The 15,880-nt window shown below is 63.9% G+C and carries 10 protein-coding genes; 4 read left to right on the top strand and 6 right to left on the bottom strand.

Going from position 1 to position 15,880, the window contains the following annotated elements; genetic code table 11:
• Positions 1 to 6 precede the first annotated feature (6 nt).
• The gene (locus tag CVN68_RS02710; protein ID WP_233503543.1) at positions 7 to 3,063 is read right to left on the bottom strand and encodes a TonB-dependent receptor; all 3,057 of its coding nucleotides are present in this window, start codon (positions 3,061 to 3,063) and stop codon (positions 7 to 9) included.
• 603 nt (positions 3,064 to 3,666) lie between these two features.
• Here CVN68_RS02710 and CVN68_RS02705 point away from each other — a divergent pair.
• Both CVN68_RS02705 and CVN68_RS02700 read left to right on the top strand, forming a co-directional pair.
• Entirely contained in the window at positions 3,667 to 4,452 is a 786-nt protein-coding gene (locus tag CVN68_RS02705; RefSeq protein ID WP_100280839.1) for a FadR/GntR family transcriptional regulator, read from the top strand.
• A 242-nt stretch (positions 4,453 to 4,694) separates the two neighbouring features.
• A complete protein-coding gene (locus tag CVN68_RS02700) occupies positions 4,695 to 6,011 on the top strand; it encodes a DUF5690 family protein (protein WP_199560194.1) in 1,317 nt (438 codons plus the stop codon).
• On the opposite strand, the gene CVN68_RS02695 is transcribed toward CVN68_RS02700, so the two are convergent.
• Both CVN68_RS02695 and CVN68_RS23785 read right to left on the bottom strand, forming a co-directional pair.
• Positions 6,001 to 6,762 (bottom strand): DeoR/GlpR family DNA-binding transcription regulator, encoded by a 762-nt coding sequence (locus CVN68_RS02695; protein WP_233503542.1) that lies wholly within the window; start codon positions 6,760 to 6,762, stop codon positions 6,001 to 6,003. The genes CVN68_RS02700 and CVN68_RS02695 overlap by 11 nt on opposite strands.
• Positions 6,759 to 6,944 (bottom strand): hypothetical protein, encoded by a 186-nt coding sequence (locus CVN68_RS23785; RefSeq protein WP_233503541.1) that lies wholly within the window; start codon positions 6,942 to 6,944, stop codon positions 6,759 to 6,761. The genes CVN68_RS02695 and CVN68_RS23785 overlap by 4 nt, the downstream gene beginning before the upstream one ends.
• Here CVN68_RS23785 and CVN68_RS02690 point away from each other — a divergent pair.
• The gene (locus tag CVN68_RS02690) at positions 6,943 to 9,297 is read left to right on the top strand and encodes a TonB-dependent receptor domain-containing protein (RefSeq protein WP_100280837.1); all 2,355 of its coding nucleotides are present in this window, start codon (positions 6,943 to 6,945) and stop codon (positions 9,295 to 9,297) included. The two genes, CVN68_RS23785 and CVN68_RS02690, sit on opposite strands and share 2 nt — an antisense overlap.
• Before the next feature lie 71 nt (positions 9,298 to 9,368).
• Positions 9,369 to 11,444 (top strand): phosphocholine-specific phospholipase C, encoded by a 2,076-nt coding sequence (locus CVN68_RS02685; RefSeq protein ID WP_100280836.1) that lies wholly within the window; start codon positions 9,369 to 9,371, stop codon positions 11,442 to 11,444.
• Here the strand turns inward: CVN68_RS02685 and map are convergent.
• The 3 genes from map to CVN68_RS02670 form a co-directional block, all read right to left on the bottom strand.
• Positions 11,433 to 12,206 carry a type I methionyl aminopeptidase gene (gene map, locus CVN68_RS02680; protein WP_100280835.1) on the bottom strand — a complete coding sequence of 258 codons (774 nt, stop codon included), beginning with the start codon at positions 12,204 to 12,206 and terminating at the stop codon, positions 11,433 to 11,435. The genes CVN68_RS02685 and map overlap by 12 nt on opposite strands.
• The gene (locus CVN68_RS02675; RefSeq protein ID WP_100280834.1) at positions 12,203 to 12,415 is read right to left on the bottom strand and encodes a ParD-like family protein; all 213 of its coding nucleotides are present in this window, start codon (positions 12,413 to 12,415) and stop codon (positions 12,203 to 12,205) included. Before CVN68_RS02675 ends, map begins: the two co-directional genes overlap by 4 nt.
• An 87-nt stretch (positions 12,416 to 12,502) precedes the next feature.
• On the bottom strand, positions 12,503 to 15,508 hold the full coding sequence (locus CVN68_RS02670) for a TonB-dependent receptor domain-containing protein (RefSeq protein ID WP_100280833.1): 3,006 nt from the start codon (positions 15,506 to 15,508) through the stop codon (positions 12,503 to 12,505).
• Positions 15,509 to 15,880 lie beyond the last annotated feature (372 nt).

Genomic DNA, 15,880 nt, shown 5'->3' with positions numbered 1-15,880 from the left:
GCATTGTCAAAATGCCAAATTGATCCCGGTGCTGATCCGTCGATCCGTCTGGAACCAGCTGCGGCCGTAGAGTCCGCCGCCGGGATAGCCGCCCATCAGCGTGCGCTGGGTCGAATTCATCAGGTTCGTGCCCTGAACGCTGAACGAGAAATTCTCGGTAATCTTGAACCGGATGCCCGCCTCCAGTTGTCCGTAGTTCGCGCCATAGATCGGCAGCGCGATCTGGGTGTTGTTGGCCGTACCGTTGGCGTTCGTGACCACCCCCGGCGCGCTGTAATAAGGATAGCTCGGATTGGTGCCATTGCTGTTGGTGGATTGGAGATATCGCGAACGCCAAGAATAAGCGATGCGCGCCGAGATCGCCTTGCGTTCGTACAGCAGTGAAGCATTGAAATTGTGCCGCGACATGCCGACCAGCGGGGCATCGTTGCGAGTCACGCCGTTGATGTCGCGATACAGGTCGCCCGGATTCTTGCTGTCGATGAACGTGTAGTTCCCCTCGAAGCCGAAGCCGCCGAGCCAGCCGGGCAGCATATCGAAGAAGATGCGTCCGCCCACTTCCACGCCCTTGACCGTCGCGGCTTCGGTCGCGTTGAGATAATCCGTGGCAGCCGCGGTGACCGTTTCGGTAGCACCGCCGGCGAAGCGGACGGTCACCTGCCGCTCGGTGAGCGAGAAGATCGGCAGGTCCGTCAGCCGCTTGTAGAACGGGGCGAGGTGGAACGAGGTGCCCGGCTCGGGATAATATTCAAAGGACATGTCGAAATTGTTCGACATTGTCGGCTTGAGCAGCGGGTTGCCCGTTTCCGCCGTGAAGTTGGTGAAGAGCCCGGGGCCGCCCGGAACCGGATTCGACGTAGTGGCGACCCCGACGGTGCCCGACGCGCGCAGTGCATTGAAGGTCGGCAGGTCGAGCGTGATATTGTAGCCTGCGCGGATCTTGATGTCGTCGGTCGGCGAGAAGTCAACGTTGATCGACGGCAGCACCCGGGTGAACGAAGTCTTCCCGCCGCGCGGCACCGCCTCGCCGACCAGCTCTTGCACCTGGCCATTGCGAAAGAAGATGGCAGGATTCTGCCGGATATAGCCGCTACCTTCGTTCTCGATGTGAACGACGCGCGCACCGATGTTGCCGGAAATGCCTCCCGGCTCGGTCGATCCGAAGCGCACCAGCGCATAGCCCGCGGTCGTCACGGTCTTGTTGTCGACGCGATCGTCGGGAAGGATGAAACCGATCGGGCGAATGCCCCCGTGGCCGCCATAGCCGGTCTGCGGCAACGGTCCTGAGGCGGAGCAATCGAACTCGCGTCCGGTGCAGAAGCCGGTCGGCGGCGACGCGGTCAGCTGCGCGCGATCAAAGCGACGAACCAGCGCGTCGGTCGGGAACATCAGATTCGCCGGCAGCACTGCCTGACCGTGGAAGAAATTGTCGAAGACATGGAGCTCGACGTCCCCCGGCGCAGCATTTGCGTAGGTCAGCTGCGGATCGCCGTTCCAGCCGCGACCGAGCGCCGCCCAATTATAGCCATTGGCCATGTCGCGTTCGCTGCGCTCGGCATAGCGGCCGCCGACCTTGATCGCGCGGAAGAAGCTGTCGTCGAACTTGTATTCGAGATCGAGGTTCGCCGAGTCGAGCCGACCCTTGTTGTCCTCGTCGTGCGGCATCGACGCCGTCCAGAAATAGTTCGCCGGATTGGCGAAGGCTGCCTGGGCGTTGCCGGGCACCGTCACCCGGGGCAGATCGCCGCTCATGTCCATGCCGAAGCCGGCGGGGAACTGGATGTCCCGGAACACGTCGAGCCGGGAGAACACCTGCGACGAATCGACGCGCTGGATCGCGCCCTTCACTGACAACGGACTGTCGGCGGGCGACCAGTCGAAACTCAGCGAATAGTCGCGCGTCCGCGTGTTGCTGGAATATGCGCCCTTGTTCCCGCCGCTGGTGATGGTGCCGCCGGGCAGGAACGTCGCGGGATCGCGATTGTAGAAGGACGGCGACGAGATCAGCACGCCATTGTCGTCGAATTTGCTGTCCGCCGGGTTCACCGCAAGCGACTGCGACGAAACGAACGCACCCCAGTCGCCGGAGCGGTTCTTGTAGCGCGACTGGAAGAACGTGCCGGTGAAGGTCAGTGCCTCGGACGGGGCCCATTGTACGGCGCCGTAGATACCGGTGCGGGTGCGCTGGAACTGCTCCTCGCCATACGTGTACCCGCCCGGAACGTAATAGTCGCTGCCCGCGATGCGGGTGCGGAAATACGGCTCGACGCGGAAGAAATGCGAGGCTGAGCTGAGGCGGCTATACGCCACGTCGGCGAGGATACCGATGTCGCCGATCGGCGTGGACCAGCGCTGGCTGACGAGGATCGAGCCGGAGAGATCGGCCTTTTCCGCAAGGTCCCCGACGCTGAGTTCGCCGTTGGCGGAGACATGGAATCCGGGCGAAAAGTCAAACGGCACCTTGGTGCGCAGATCGATCTGGCCGCCGGTGCCGCCCTCGATGAGGTCCGCGGTCGACGCCTTGTAGACGTCCACTGCCGCCATCAGCTCGGGAGTGACGTCGGCGAATTGCAGCGCGCGGCCATTGTTGGCGCTGAAGATCTCGCGGCCGTTCAGGCGCGAGGCAACGCCGGTGAGACCGCGGACCTGAATACCCGAACCCTCGACCGAATAATGATCGGGGTCGTTGAGCGCAGCGAAGCGCACGATGGTGACGCCCGACACGCGCTGGAGCACTTCGGTGATCGAATTGTCGGGGAGCTTCCCGGCATCGTCGGCGACGACGGAATCGATGATCGTTCCTGCATTGCGCTTGCGATCTTCCGCCGCCTGAAGCGCAGCGCGGCGCCCGGTCACGGTAATCACGTTGCCGTCGTCCGCGCCGGCTTCCTGCCCGGCGGGCACATCCTGTCCACCCTCCCGAGGCCGGATATCCGCACCGGCCGCCGGCTGGACGCGCGGCGTTTCCTCGATCGTTGCGGGGACGTGTTCATCGGCGGGGCTCGCGGCCAGGGCCGGGCCGGCAACACCAGCCATCAGCGCCATCAGTGAGACGCCGCTCACGACCGGTCGTCGAGCTTGCCGATCTGCGCGCGGTGATTTCGCCATTCGATCTCCCCTCCAGAAGGGCCGCGGCAGGGCATTCCCGCAGCCACGCACCACGCCTCTAACGGGCAAGGTAGCGCTAACAGGATTATTAGTATTACCGTTCGACGTCCAGCAATAATCTTATCAATCAGCGCAAGTCGGCTCAAGAATCGGTCGAGTCATCACGAAGCACTGATTTGACCTCGCGTTGATAACGTTACCAGTTCCGCGGCCAACGTGGAAAGCTTCGCAACGGTCCTTCAAAGCCACACGGCGCCGAACTGATCGCGGTGTCATTCAAGTAAGTATATATATTATCACGGTTTATGCGTTTTGAGGTATGATTTGTGCGTTTACCTATGAAGGAGTGCTCCACCCGGAAATACGATGGGTTGCATGCCGTCGCGCAGTTCAGCATGAGAGCGCTAACACCGCCTGCCGGGACGTCGCGGATGTCTCGCAAGGTGCGCGCAGGTGCGTTCGGGTATTTTTTTCGGACGTACCGGATAATTTTCACGGCCATGGCGGCGCAGAAGGCCTGCAAATGGTTGGTGATTTGCGGAGGGGCACGACATTTTGATGGCCGATAGCCGAACTCTGCAACGCGTTGAGCGGCATGTCGGGCATGACGAGATCGTCGCGATTCTAGGCTCGGAAATCCTTTCAGGAACGCGCCCGGCGGGAAGCAGGTTGCCTACCGTATCCGAACTCTTCGAGCGCTTTGGCGCATCGCGCGTGCTCATGCGGGAAGTCACCAAGACGCTGGTCGCAAAGGGGATGGTGACGGCGAAGGCGCGAGTCGGGACCCGCGTTCTGCCCCCTGAACACTGGAACTGGTTTGATGCAGACGTGCTCGCCTGGCGCGTCGACGTCGGGCTGGATTCGGGTTTCGTCGAGCACCTGAGCCAGATGCGGCGGGCGGTGGAGCCCGCGAGTGCTGCGCTCGCTTCACGAATGCGTACGCCAAACCACGTCGCAGCGATGCGCGCTGCGCTTGCGGCAATGGCGTTGGCGGGAGCGAACCGCCACGCTTTCGCGAAAGCCGATCTGGAGTTTCACGTTGCCGTCGCGGTGGCATCGGGCAACCCGCTGTTTCGGTCTTTCGCCAGCGTGATCGAGGTGGCGCTGGGGGCGTATTTCTCCTTCAGCACTCCGAATCAGCCCGAAGACATGGCGGCGATCGTCGCGGCCCATGCCGCGGTCGCCGACGCTATCGAACAACGCGACGCCGATGGAGCGGCGATGGCCATGCTGGCGGTCGTCAACGAAGGGCCGGACCGGATCGCGAAACCGGCCGGCGACGGTCTCCCCCGGGGTTTGGCGGCGGAAAGGACGGAATTTCGAAACGTGGAGCAGACAGGGTGACTTCGGCAGGCTGCGGATCACGCTTGCTGCCAGCGGGCCCGGCCGCTTTTGGTCCTCGAACGAGACCTGCGCGTCAACTCGCCGGAGGGCGCTGAGCACTCCGCAATCGAGATCGAGGAAAACGGGAAGATCGTCGCTCAAGGCGCACGGGTGCGTTAGCATCGAGAGCTGAGTATCGGCGAAAGCGCGATGCGCGGTCCGGCGTAATGATGTTGTCGCGAAGCTGCGCCACCGCGGCGCGCATGCAGGCGCGCCGGCGGAATCCTATCGATCCAGTTGCGCCGCCCAAGGCATCTGCGCGGCTGCTCGCCGGCGTCGCGGCCTTCCTCACCTATCTGGCGATGTACGCGTTTCGAAAGCCGATCGCCGCGGCGACCTATGCGGATGTCGCGCCCTGGCTCGGCTGGCTCGACTACAAGACCGCGCTGCTGCTGGCGCAAGTGATCGGCTATGCGCTCTCGAAGATCATCGGCATCCGGGTCATCGCCGAGCAGGGTCGCAACGGGCGCGCCACGACGATCCTGTCGCTGATCGGCGTCTCCTGGCTGGCACTGCTTGCCTTTCCTCTGGTCCCGCCGGGCTGGGGCGTCGCCTGCCTGCTTCTGAACGGACTGCCGCTCGGGATGGTCTGGGGCCTGGTGTTCGCCTATCTCGAGGGGCGACGCACATCGGAGATCCTCGCGGCCATGCTCTCGGCGAGCTTCATTCTATCGTCGGGCCTGATGAAATCGGTCGGAACGCTGCTGCTCCAGGCCGGAATCGGCGCGTTCTGGATGCCGGCGCTCACCGGCCTGCTGTTCGCGCCATTGCTGATCGCCAGCCTGTGGCTGCTCGATCGCACCCCGCCCCCCGACGCCGAGGACGAACGCCAGCGCGGGCGACGCGCCCCGATGAACCGCGCCGGGCGCATCGCATTGCTGCGCCGCAACTGGCTCCCGTTGACGATGCTGATCACGGCCTATGTGGCGCTGTCCGCGCTGCGCGACTTCCGCGACAATTTCGCGCCCGAGCTGTGGGCCGAACTCGGCTATGCGGATATGGCTTCGATCTTCTCGCTCAGCGAGGCGCCGGTCGCGGTGATTGTACTGTGCGGGCTCGCGGCAGGGGTGCTGATCCGCGACAATATGCGCGCGCTGCTGGCGCTGCATGCGGCGATCTTCGCCGGCGCGCTGCTGCTCGCCGGCGGGACGCTCGCCTTCCAGGCGGGCTGGATCGGGCCGCTCGCCTGGATGATCCTCGTCGGGACCGGCCTCTATCTGGGCTATGTGCCGTTCAGCGCGATGCTGTTCGACCGGCTGATCGCGACTCTGGGCCAGCCCGCCAATGCCGGCTTCCTCATCTATGTCGCCGATGCGGGAGGCTATGGCGGCAGCGTCGGCCTGCTGCTGTACCGCAGCCTCGCCGCGCCGAAGATCGCGTGGCTGCGCTTCTTCATCGACTGTGTCTACGGCGTCGCTGCGCTGGTCGCGCTGCTCACGCTGTTGTCTGCGCTTCATCTCGCCGCGCGCCCGCAGCGTTGGACGCGCGACCTGGGGCTGAGGCCGAGCGTCAGTTCGTGACGTGGATGCGCGTACCCGCACCTTCCGCAGCCTGCACGATGCCGACCGGCGGCGAACGATCGGTGACCAGATCATCGACTGCCTCGAAACCCGCGACGTGCACGGTCCCCTCGCGCGCGAACTTGCTCGCGTCGGCGAGCACCATCACCCGCCGGGGACGGTCGAGCAGCGCACGCTTGTACGCCGCCTCCTCGGGCTCGAAATCGAGGAACCCGCGCTCCGCCTCGATCGCCCCCATCGACAGCACGCAAATATCGGGAGCGAAGCCGCGGCTATAGGCAATTGCCTCGGCGCCGAAGCCAGCGCGGTAATCCACGTTCATCGCGCCCCCCGCTAGAAACAGCCGGGTGTCGTTACGGCCGAGCACTTCCTGCGCCACTTCGAGGCTGTTGGTGACGATGGTCAGCCCCCGCACCTGTGCCAGCGCGCGGGCAAACCAGAACGCGCTCGTGCCCGAATCGATCAGCACGGTCATGCCGTCCTCGACTAGCGACGCCGCCCGCGCGGCGATGGCCCGCTTGGCATCGGCATTTTCACCGAGCCGCAGCCGATACGGGGCCTCGAGCAGATTGTCGGGCAAGCGGACTCCGCCGTGCACTTTATAGACGCGGCCGCTCGCCTCGAGCTGCTTCACGTCGCGGCGGATGGTCTCCTCCGAAACGGCGAATTGCCGGGCAAGCTCGGTGATCGAGCAGGAACGCCGCTCCTCGAGTAAATCCAGGATGGTGGCGAGGCGCGTGGACTGAATCACGGACAGATCCTGGGCGAGACGGAAGCCAGGAGGTCTCGCGCATCGCGCGTCAAAATACAATCCCACAAAAATCCACATCCATCATTGTTCTTACCACAAATCGTCACATCATTGTCATTGCCTTTGCCTAGTTGCTGCATCGCAACATCGGGCGTTGTCGCCTGTCCAAGGAGGGTATCCATGCACATTTGGAAAACCGGCGCGGCGCTTGCCGCGATCGTGACCGCCACGACCGGCGCCTACGCCCAGACTGCGCCGAACAGCGGCGAGACAGTGGCCGCGCAGGAAGCGGGCAACGACATCGTCGTCGTCGGCCAGGCGGTCAGCTTCGCAAATACCAAGGTCACCGAGGCGATGATCGAGCGTCTGTCGGCACTCACCAGCGTCAACGACGTGCTCAACGAATTGCCCGGCGTGCTGGTCACCGAAGGCGACGCGTTCGGCTCGTCCGACTGGGCAACGTCGATCACGATCCGCGGCTTCACTACCAATCGCGACACCCAGCAGATCGGCACTACGATCGACGGCATCCCGAATGGCGGCTCGGGCTATGGCGGCGGTTCGCGCGCCAATCGCTATCTCGACGTGCTCAACCTCGCGACCGTGCAGGTATCGCAGGGCACTGGCGACATCGCCTCGCGTTCGAACGAAGCGCTGGGCGGGACGCTCAATTATGTCACGTCGGATCCGGCGCAGGAACGCCGGTTGCGCGTCGTCCTTGCCGGCGGCGATTATTCGTCGCGCAAGGCCTATATCCGGGCGGACACCGGCGAGATCGCGCCGGACACCTATGCGTGGATCAGCGCCTCGGCATCGCGCTCGCACGACTGGATCGACGGCTCGGGCCACAGCCGCCGCGATCATCTCGCCGGCAAGATCACCAGCAAGCTCGCCGGGATCGATCTGACTGCTTATGCCTCCTATGACGACGCCGACGAGTCCGAATATGGCTCGGTCTCCGCCGCGGGGTTCGCCAACAATCCCCATGCCGACGGGCTGCTCGGCGAGTGGACCGGCATTCCCTATATCGACCAGAATTATCGCTCGGGATCGCGTGCGCTGCGCAAGAATTTGCTGGGCTATTTGAAGGCGCATGTCGAGGCGGGCGAAATCAACCTCACCGTCTCGGGCTATGGCCATAAGATGCGCGGCCGCGGCGACTGGATTCCGCCGTACCTGGTCGACGTCACCAATGACGGCGCCGGGGCGCCCAATAGCGAGTTCCTCGGCGGCGGCACCGTGCGCGGCGGCGCCAATATCGGCCAGATCTATTTCGTCACACCCACCGGCGCCACCGCAGCGATGACCGCCGGCTGCGTCGGCTCCGCCGGAATCCCCGCCCAATATGATCCGTCCTGCTATGCAGCGGGCTCCGCCCCGGTGCAGTCCTATCGGCACACGCATTACAAGAACCGCCGCCTCGGCGCGCTGGTCGACTTCGACTGGAAGCACGAATTCGGAGACGTCACCAATCTGTTTCGTGCAGGCATCTGGTACGAGAATGGCCGTTCGAACAACGTGCGCGACTGGCACAAGCTCACCGATGCGCGCGTGGGTTATGCCTTCAACGACAAGCCCTATTGGGTGCAGTTCAGCACCGATTACGGCGTCGACGAGTTCATGTATTATGCCGAGGACGTGTTGACCTGGGGCGGGCTCAGCGCACGCTTCGGAGTCAAGCAGTTCTTCCTCGATCAGACGCGGCAGGAGTTGCTCAACGATCGCGCCAGGACCGCGCTGGAAAGCCATTCCGATCCTTTGCTGTCGGTGGGCCTGACCTGGGCGACGCCGGTCCCCGGGCTGGAGGTGTTCGGCGGCTATTCGCAAAACTTCGCGGCGATCTCGCGCGGGCTGCTCGAGCAGGACGAGGCGGTGGTGCGTGAAATCGAACCGGAAACCGCGAACAATATCGAGCTGGGCGTGCGCTACAGCGGCACCCGCCTCCAGGGCTCGCTGACGGTCTACGACATCAAGTTCAACAACCGCATCATCTTCGTCCCCTCGGACTTCGTGACCGGCATCGACTATCTCGACCAGGTCGACGGCATCTATCTCAATGTCGGCGGGATCAAGAGCCGCGGCGTCGAGGCGAGCCTCGCCTATCGCTTCCCGGGCGGCATCACGCTGTCGGGCGCCTACACCTATAACCGCGCCAAATATCTCGGCAGCGGCAATCCGGCGCAGGATGCGGCGATCGGCATCACCCCGGGGGTGCAGGTGTTCAATTCGCCCAAGCATATGTTCGTCGCCTCGGCCGATTGGCGCAACGATGGCTGGAAGGCCGGCGTCTCGTCCAAATATGTCGGCGACCGCTTCATCGACACCGCGGGGAAAGGCGTCGCGGAGAGCTTCATCCTGACCAACGCCTATGCCGGGGTCGATCTCGGCGCGGTCGCGGGGCCGCTCAAGGGGCTGGACTTCACGCTCACCGTCAACAACCTCACCAACGAGCGCTATCTCGCCGGCGCCGATGGCGGCTCGGCCTTCCTCGGGGCGCCGCGCACCGTCACGGCGTCGCTCACGCTCGATTTCTAGATCCGCTATTGCAGGCCCTGCCGCACGACGCGGCGGGGCCTACGCAACATCGACCGGGGGACTGAGCCGAGATGACCGATATCCGCCGTCGCACATTGCTCAAGGGCGCGCTCGGCGCAGCGGCATTTCCGGCTTCGATCGCCCGCGCGCTGGCGATCCCGGCGGACGTGCGGTCGGGCACGCTGAAGGATGTCGAGCATGTCGTGATCCTGATGCAGGAGAATCGCAGCTTCGACCATTATTTCGGGACGCTGCGCGGCGTGCGCGGCTTTGCCGATCGCTTCCCAATCCCGCTGGCGCCTGCCGTGCCGAACGGCCCGGCACGCACCGTGTGGGAACAGCTGGATCGAAAGGGCGACGGCGGACCGCGCCTGGTCTCCCCCTTCCATCTGGCGACGCGGCGCGAATGGGCGCTGATGCGGATGGAAGGCACGCCGCACGGCTGGCCCGACGCCCAGCGCGCCTGGGATCAGGGCCGCATGGCGCATTGGCCCGAGGCCAAGACCGAACGCGCGCTGGGCTATTACCGGCGCGAGGACATCCCCTTCCAGTTCGCGCTCGCCGACGCCTTTACGATTTGCGACGCCTATCATTGCTCGGTCCAGACCGGCACCAACACCAACCGGCTGTTCCTCTGGAGCGGCACCAACGATCCGTCGGGCCGCGCCGGCGGCCCGGCGATCGCCAATTCGCACGACAGCTTCCCCGAAGATGGCGGCGCGGCCGAGCCCTATCGCTGGACCAGCTATGTCGAACGGCTGCAGGCGGCAGGCGTCGACTGGCGCATCTACCAGGACATGGCCGATAATTTCACTGACAATCCCCTAGTCGGCTTCGAGACCTTCCGGGCAGCACACAAGCGCGCACCCGGTGCCGATCCGGCGCTTGGCGAGCGGGCGCTGCAGACCCGCGCAGTCGATGCGCTGCGCGCCGACGTGCTGGCCGGCCGGCTGCCGCAAGTCTCGTACATCATCGCCACCGCTGCGGGATCGGAGCACCCCGGTCCGTCAAGCCCGGCGCAGGGCGCTGCCTATACCGCTGACATACTCGCCGCATTGACTGCCGATCCCAAGGTGTGGAGCCGCACCGCTTTGCTGATCATGTTCGACGAGAATGACGGGTTCTTCGATCATGTCCCGCCGCCGGCACCGCCCTCACGCGATCCGGCCGCTCCCGACGGAATTGCCGGCGCTTCCACCGTCAGCACCGCGGGCGAATATCACGACGTGCCGAGCGCCGCCGACGCCGCAGTCGACCTGCCCGAGTTCCGCGGACGCCCCTATGGCCTCGGGCCCCGTGTCCCGCTCTACGTGATCTCGCCGTGGAGCCGCGGCGGCTGGGTCAATTCGCAGATATTCGATCACAGCTCGGTGATCCGCTTCCTCGAGCAGCGCTTCGGGGTAAAGGAGCCGAACATCTCGCCATGGCGGCGCGTAGTGTGCGGCGACCTGACCTCCGCATTCGACTTCGCAAAGCCGAATGTGAAGTTCCCCGCCGGAATCCCGGACCCGCGGGGCGACGCGGTGCGCGCCGCATCGATCAAGGGTCAGGTCGTCCCCAGGGCGCCCGCGGCGCTCGATCCGCCAGAACAGGAGCCAGGCACGCGGCCTTCAAGGCCCCTCCCCTATCATCTAACCGTCACCGAGACGCGCACTGGAAGCGACATTGCCCTGACCTTCCACGCGCTGGGCACCGCAGGCGCGGTATTTCATGTCTATGATCGCCTCGCGCTCGATCGACTCCCGCGGCGCTATACCGTGGCAGAGGGCAAGCAGCTGACGGGCGTTTGGCAGGGCGTCGGAGACGACGCAGCCTATGATCTGTGGATCCTCGGGCCAAACGGCTTCCATCGCCATTTCGCCGGAACCCGGTCGGACGCGGCACTCGCTTCCCAATTTCGTTGGGAGTTCGATCGGCGGAAGCGAAGCGTCATCCTCGTCGGTGCAGGGGATGGGCTGATCGTGACGCCCAACGCCCACCCTGCACAGCATCTCGAATGGCGCGGCTCTGGCGCGCGCAGGCACGCCTGGCCCCTCGCGAACACGGATGGCTGGTACGATCTTTCGCTGACCTTTCCGGGCGCGCCAGGCTTCGTGCGGAGAGTAGCGGGGCGCCTGGAGCAGGAGGGCGCGCCTTCACGCGCGTGACGGAGGGACCTCGTCGGGCCGCAGCGTAAGGACGCGAACGCCGTCACCGGTCACCGCGACGGTGTGCTCGAACTGTGCGGACAATTTCCCGTCCACGGTGACGACCGTCCAGCCATCGTCTTCGGTGTGGACCATCCTGCGGCCCTGATTCAGCATCGGCTCGATCGTGAAGACCATGCCCTCGCGGAGCGTCAAACCGGTTCCGGGCTTTCCGAAATGCAGTATCTGCGGCTCCTCGTGCATCTCGCGTCCGATGCCGTGCCCGCAATAGTCCCGCACGATCGAATAGCCGGCGCGCCTGGCATGCCTCTCGATAGCGAAGCCGATGTCGCCTAGCCGCGCGCCGGGCCGGACGGTGTGAATGCCCTTCCACATCGCCTCATAGGTCGTCCGGACGAGCCGCTGGGCCGCGGGCGAGACCTCGCCGATGCAGAAGGTCTTGCTCGAATCGGCAATATATCCGTTCTTTTCCAGCGTGATGTCGAAATTGACGATATCGCCGTCCTGCAACACGTCCTCGGTGGACGGGACGCCGTGGCACACGACCTCGTTCCTTGAACAGTTCAGGACGAAGCCATAGCCATATTGGCCTTTGCTGGCCGGCCGCGCGCCGAGTTGATCGACGATCAACGCTTCCACCAGATCGTTGACCTCCATCGTCGTCCGGCCGGCCAGCTCCTGACCGTCGAGATACGTGAATACCGACGCCAGAAGGCGACCGGATTCGGTCATGAGCGCGAGCTCCGCCGGCGATTTGATCATTCGGTGGCGACTGCGACATCGTGAGGATCGACGCCAGCCTCCCTGAGTTCACGGCCCATGATTTGCTGGAATGTCAGCTGCGGATTCAACTCGCAGAGCATCCCGATCTTGATCCAGAATGCCGCCTGGGCGTTGATCGAGCGACAGGACACCCTGCTGGCCTTGCGTAGCTGTTCGTGCAGCTCCTCCTCTATGTTGACGATACCCATCAAACCCTGCCGACTATACGAATCATATATGGATCATATTGTCGGCAGGGATAGAGGGCAAGCCGCCATTGCCGGTCTAACGTATCGTCACCAGAGTTTGGCACGCACGGCGACGCGGAGCGTGCGCCCCCAGGAATCATATTGGGGATAGGTATTGAACCACGCGCCGGTGCCCGCATCGGCATAGCCCGCCATCGGCGGATCCTTGTCGAACAGGTTCTGGACGTTGAACCGCACGTCTATCGAACGGCTGATCGGATAGGTCAGCGCCAGATCGAACAGGCTCAGCACCGGCATCTTCGGGATCAGCGGATAGGTGTCGGTGTTGCCCGGCGACGGGCGCGAGGCGAGCGGCGCGTTGGGCGCCAGCTTCGAGTTTTTGGTCGCCGACGCATAGCGCCAGAGCAGGGTCACGTTCCCCTTCCACGGCATGCCCCAGCCGATCGAGGCATAGTGACGATATTTCGGCGAGGGTTCGGCGCAGAAGAAGCCGAAATAGCCTAGGCACGAATAGACCGGGGAATTGGGCGCGAATTGCCGGTTGTAGGTGGTATTGAGGGTCCCGTTGAAGCCGAAGTTGAGCGTGCCGATGTCGACGCCGATCAGCTTCGACGGGTCCGCCCAATTGTAGCTCAGTCCGAAATCATAGCCCTTGGTCTCGACGAAGCCCGAATTCATGTAGCGCGCGTTGATTTCGGTCACCGCGCCGGTGCCGGCATCGCGCGTGATCAGCCCGCAATAGAAAGAGACGTTCTGGTTGAAGCACTGGTCCGCGACCAGATCGGTGCGGATCCATTCGAACGCACCGGTGATCTTGATCGCGAAATAATCCAGCGACGCGGTGAACCCACGCAGGAAGCGCGGCTGCAGAACCACGCCCGCGGTGACGCTCCGGGAGCGTTCGGGCTGCAGGTTCGGGTTGCCGCCCGGCCGGTACAGCACCGGGCACAGCCCGTTGGTGTCGCATCCGCCATAGGTGGTCAGCGAATCATACTGCTGCCGGGTGATCCCGCTCGCGGCGCATTGTTCGAAGCTGTAGCGCGTCAATGTGGACCCGGTGCGGGGCGGTGCGCAGAAATCGCGGAAACTGCCGGTATAGGGAGCCGCGGTCTGAAGCCGCTCGAGCACGCCCTGGCGCAGCGCCTTGTTGAGGCTGCCACGGAAACCCAGCCCGGCGAACGGGCGATAGGTGAAGTCCGCCTTCCAAGTGTGCACGAGCTTGTCGAGCGAGCGATAGTCGGAGATGCGATAGGCGCCGCTGACGGTCAGTTCCTCGACGAACGGCTTGTTCTGGACCAGCGGGAGTTCGAGTTCGCCGCCAAGTTCGTTGACCACGTCCGACGAGGCATAACGCGACCACCAGTCATAGGCGCCGCTGCCCGATTCCGACACGCGGTTCCAGCGGTGCTCGGCGACGATCGCGAAACCGAGCGCGCTGTTCGCGAACGGGCTTTTCAACCCCAATGTGCCCAGCGTTCCGGAAACCGAACCGTTCAGCACGATCTGATCGATCTGGACGCGGCTGCCGCCGGTGCGGGTGATATAATCCCATACCGCTTCGTCGGGCGGAGCGGTGCTGAACGCGTCGAGCGGCACGCAGTCGGGATCGGTACCGTTGATCACCGACAGACAGGTCGGCTTGCCGTTGACGCTGCCCACCTGCATGGCATTGGTGAAGCGGGGGAACATCAGCCAATAATCGAAAATATCGCTGCCGTTGTATTTCTCGATGCGCCGCGATTTCTGGCCGCTCAGATCGAAGCGGATATCGTCGGTGATGTTGCCGCTCAGATGCGCCGCGCCGCGCCAGTCGCTGACGTCGTTTCGATAGTCATTGGTATAATCCGGCCGGAAGATCGTCATCGAGAAAGGCGCGGTCGCGCCCGCGACGCCGGCATTGGCGCCGCACACGATCGCCGCTTGCTGCGGGCTCATGAACGGGTTGTCGCAGGGCATTTCGAATTCGGGAGCATAGAAGCCCACTGCCTGCGCATTGCGGCCCTGCTGCTTGTATCGGGTATAGAGGAAATTGGCGTCGAACTTGAGCGAGGAGCTGAAGTCGAAGCTGAAGAAGCCGCCGGCATTATAGGTGCGGGTGCTGCGCTGGAGATAGTCGCGCTGGGGCACGCGGACGATGTCGTCGGGATCATATTCGCGCCAGTTGCGCGATCCGTCCGTGGCGTTGGTCCATTCGCCGCCGCCTGCGGCGAACCAGTTGTAGGGATTGTACTCGGTGAAGCCGCAGGTCCAGGTGTCGTTGGTCTGAACCGGAACCCAGGGCGGGTTCATCTGGAGCGGGCAAGCGGTGTGATCGAACTTGCTGAACGCCATCGGCACCGTGCGGCGAAAGCTGCCGAACAGGCTGAAATTGCCGCGATCGTCGGCGAAATTCATGCCCGCAGTCAGGCTGGCGAAATATTGCTGCCCGCCCCACACGTTGCGGTCGGGCTTGGGATAGCCGGCCTCGTCGAGCAGGTTGAGCATGAACGCATTGTCGTTGGTGCTCTGCTGGGTGCTCGCCTCGGCGTTGAGTTCGAGCCCCTCGTAGCGCCGCTTGACGATGAAGTTGACCACGCCGGCGATCGCGTCCGAGCCATAGACGGCCGAGGCACCGCCGGTCAGCACATCGACTCGCTCGACCAGCGCCGAGGGGATGATGTTGACGTCGTTGGTCATCCGCTCGCCATTGAGCAGATTGAGCGTGCGCCCGGTGCCCAGCTTGCGCAGGTTGATCCGCGCCGGCCCGAGCCGGGGATCGTTGCTGCCGCGTTCGCCGAGCATGGGCGCGATCTGGGGAATCGCGCTCAGTGTCTCGTCCAGCCGACCCAGCCCGCGCTGCGTGAGCATTTCCCTATCGACGACCGTGATCGGGGTGGCGGTGGACACGTCGGTGCGGCGAATACGGGTGCCGGTTACGAGGATGTCCCCGCCGGATACGCTGCCCGGCTCCTCTTGCGCCTCGGCGCTTTGAGAGGAAGGCTCGGTTTCCGCCGCTGACGATTCCGGTACGCTTTGCTGGGCCAGGGCAGGATGCGCCAGCATCAAGCTCAAAACAGTCGCGCTGACTCCACACCATCTACGGCGTTCGTTCATTCCGATTTCTCCCTGTTACTGCACTTCTTTGGAATGTCAGTATCGTAGCCAGAATATGGTATACCAAATGGCGTGCAAGCACGATTTGTCGGCCCGAACTGTTGAGCCTTGGCTTGCCCCTCAGCGAAGAATATCGCTTATGCTGGTACCATACCATTCACGTCGAAATGGTACCTTTGGGCGACCCTCGCCCCTGCCCCTCACGGCCATTCACCGCTTTCCACCGCTTATCTGAGCCATAATTCGCGACAAATTCTGCATTTTCTGCGACGTACCGAAAACGGAGCCAGTCGCTCCAATGGTATGCTTTGGCTATGCCTATTGGTACACCTGTGGGCCATGTCGATCCCGGATCGTGACAAACAGGCGATG

The organism is Sphingomonas psychrotolerans, assembly GCF_002796605.1.
GTDB lineage: Bacteria > Pseudomonadota > Alphaproteobacteria > Sphingomonadales > Sphingomonadaceae > Sphingomonas > Sphingomonas psychrotolerans.
The sequence above is the reverse complement of the archived record's forward strand: the minus strand, read 5'-3'. Positions and strand labels throughout refer to the sequence as shown.

What these genes read in the sequence shown, in the direction of transcription:
- CVN68_RS02705 (WP_100280839.1), top strand. Translation starts at nt 3,667, where the DNA reads ATGGCCGATAGCCGAACTCTGCAACGCGTTGAGCGGCATGTCGGGCAT.
- CVN68_RS02700 (WP_199560194.1), top strand. Translation starts at nt 4,695, where the DNA reads ATGCAGGCGCGCCGGCGGAATCCTATCGATCCAGTTGCGCCGCCCAAG.
- CVN68_RS02690 (WP_100280837.1), top strand. Translation starts at nt 6,943, where the DNA reads ATGCACATTTGGAAAACCGGCGCGGCGCTTGCCGCGATCGTGACCGCC.
- CVN68_RS23785 (WP_233503541.1), bottom strand. Translation starts at nt 6,944, where the DNA reads ATGGATACCCTCCTTGGACAGGCGACAACGCCCGATGTTGCGATGCAG.
- CVN68_RS02685 (WP_100280836.1), top strand. Translation starts at nt 9,369, where the DNA reads ATGACCGATATCCGCCGTCGCACATTGCTCAAGGGCGCGCTCGGCGCA.
- map (WP_100280835.1), bottom strand. Translation starts at nt 12,206, where the DNA reads ATGATCAAATCGCCGGCGGAGCTCGCGCTCATGACCGAATCCGGTCGC.
- CVN68_RS02675 (WP_100280834.1), bottom strand. Translation starts at nt 12,415, where the DNA reads ATGGGTATCGTCAACATAGAGGAGGAGCTGCACGAACAGCTACGCAAG.
- CVN68_RS02670 (WP_100280833.1), bottom strand. Translation starts at nt 15,508, where the DNA reads ATGAACGAACGCCGTAGATGGTGTGGAGTCAGCGCGACTGTTTTGAGC.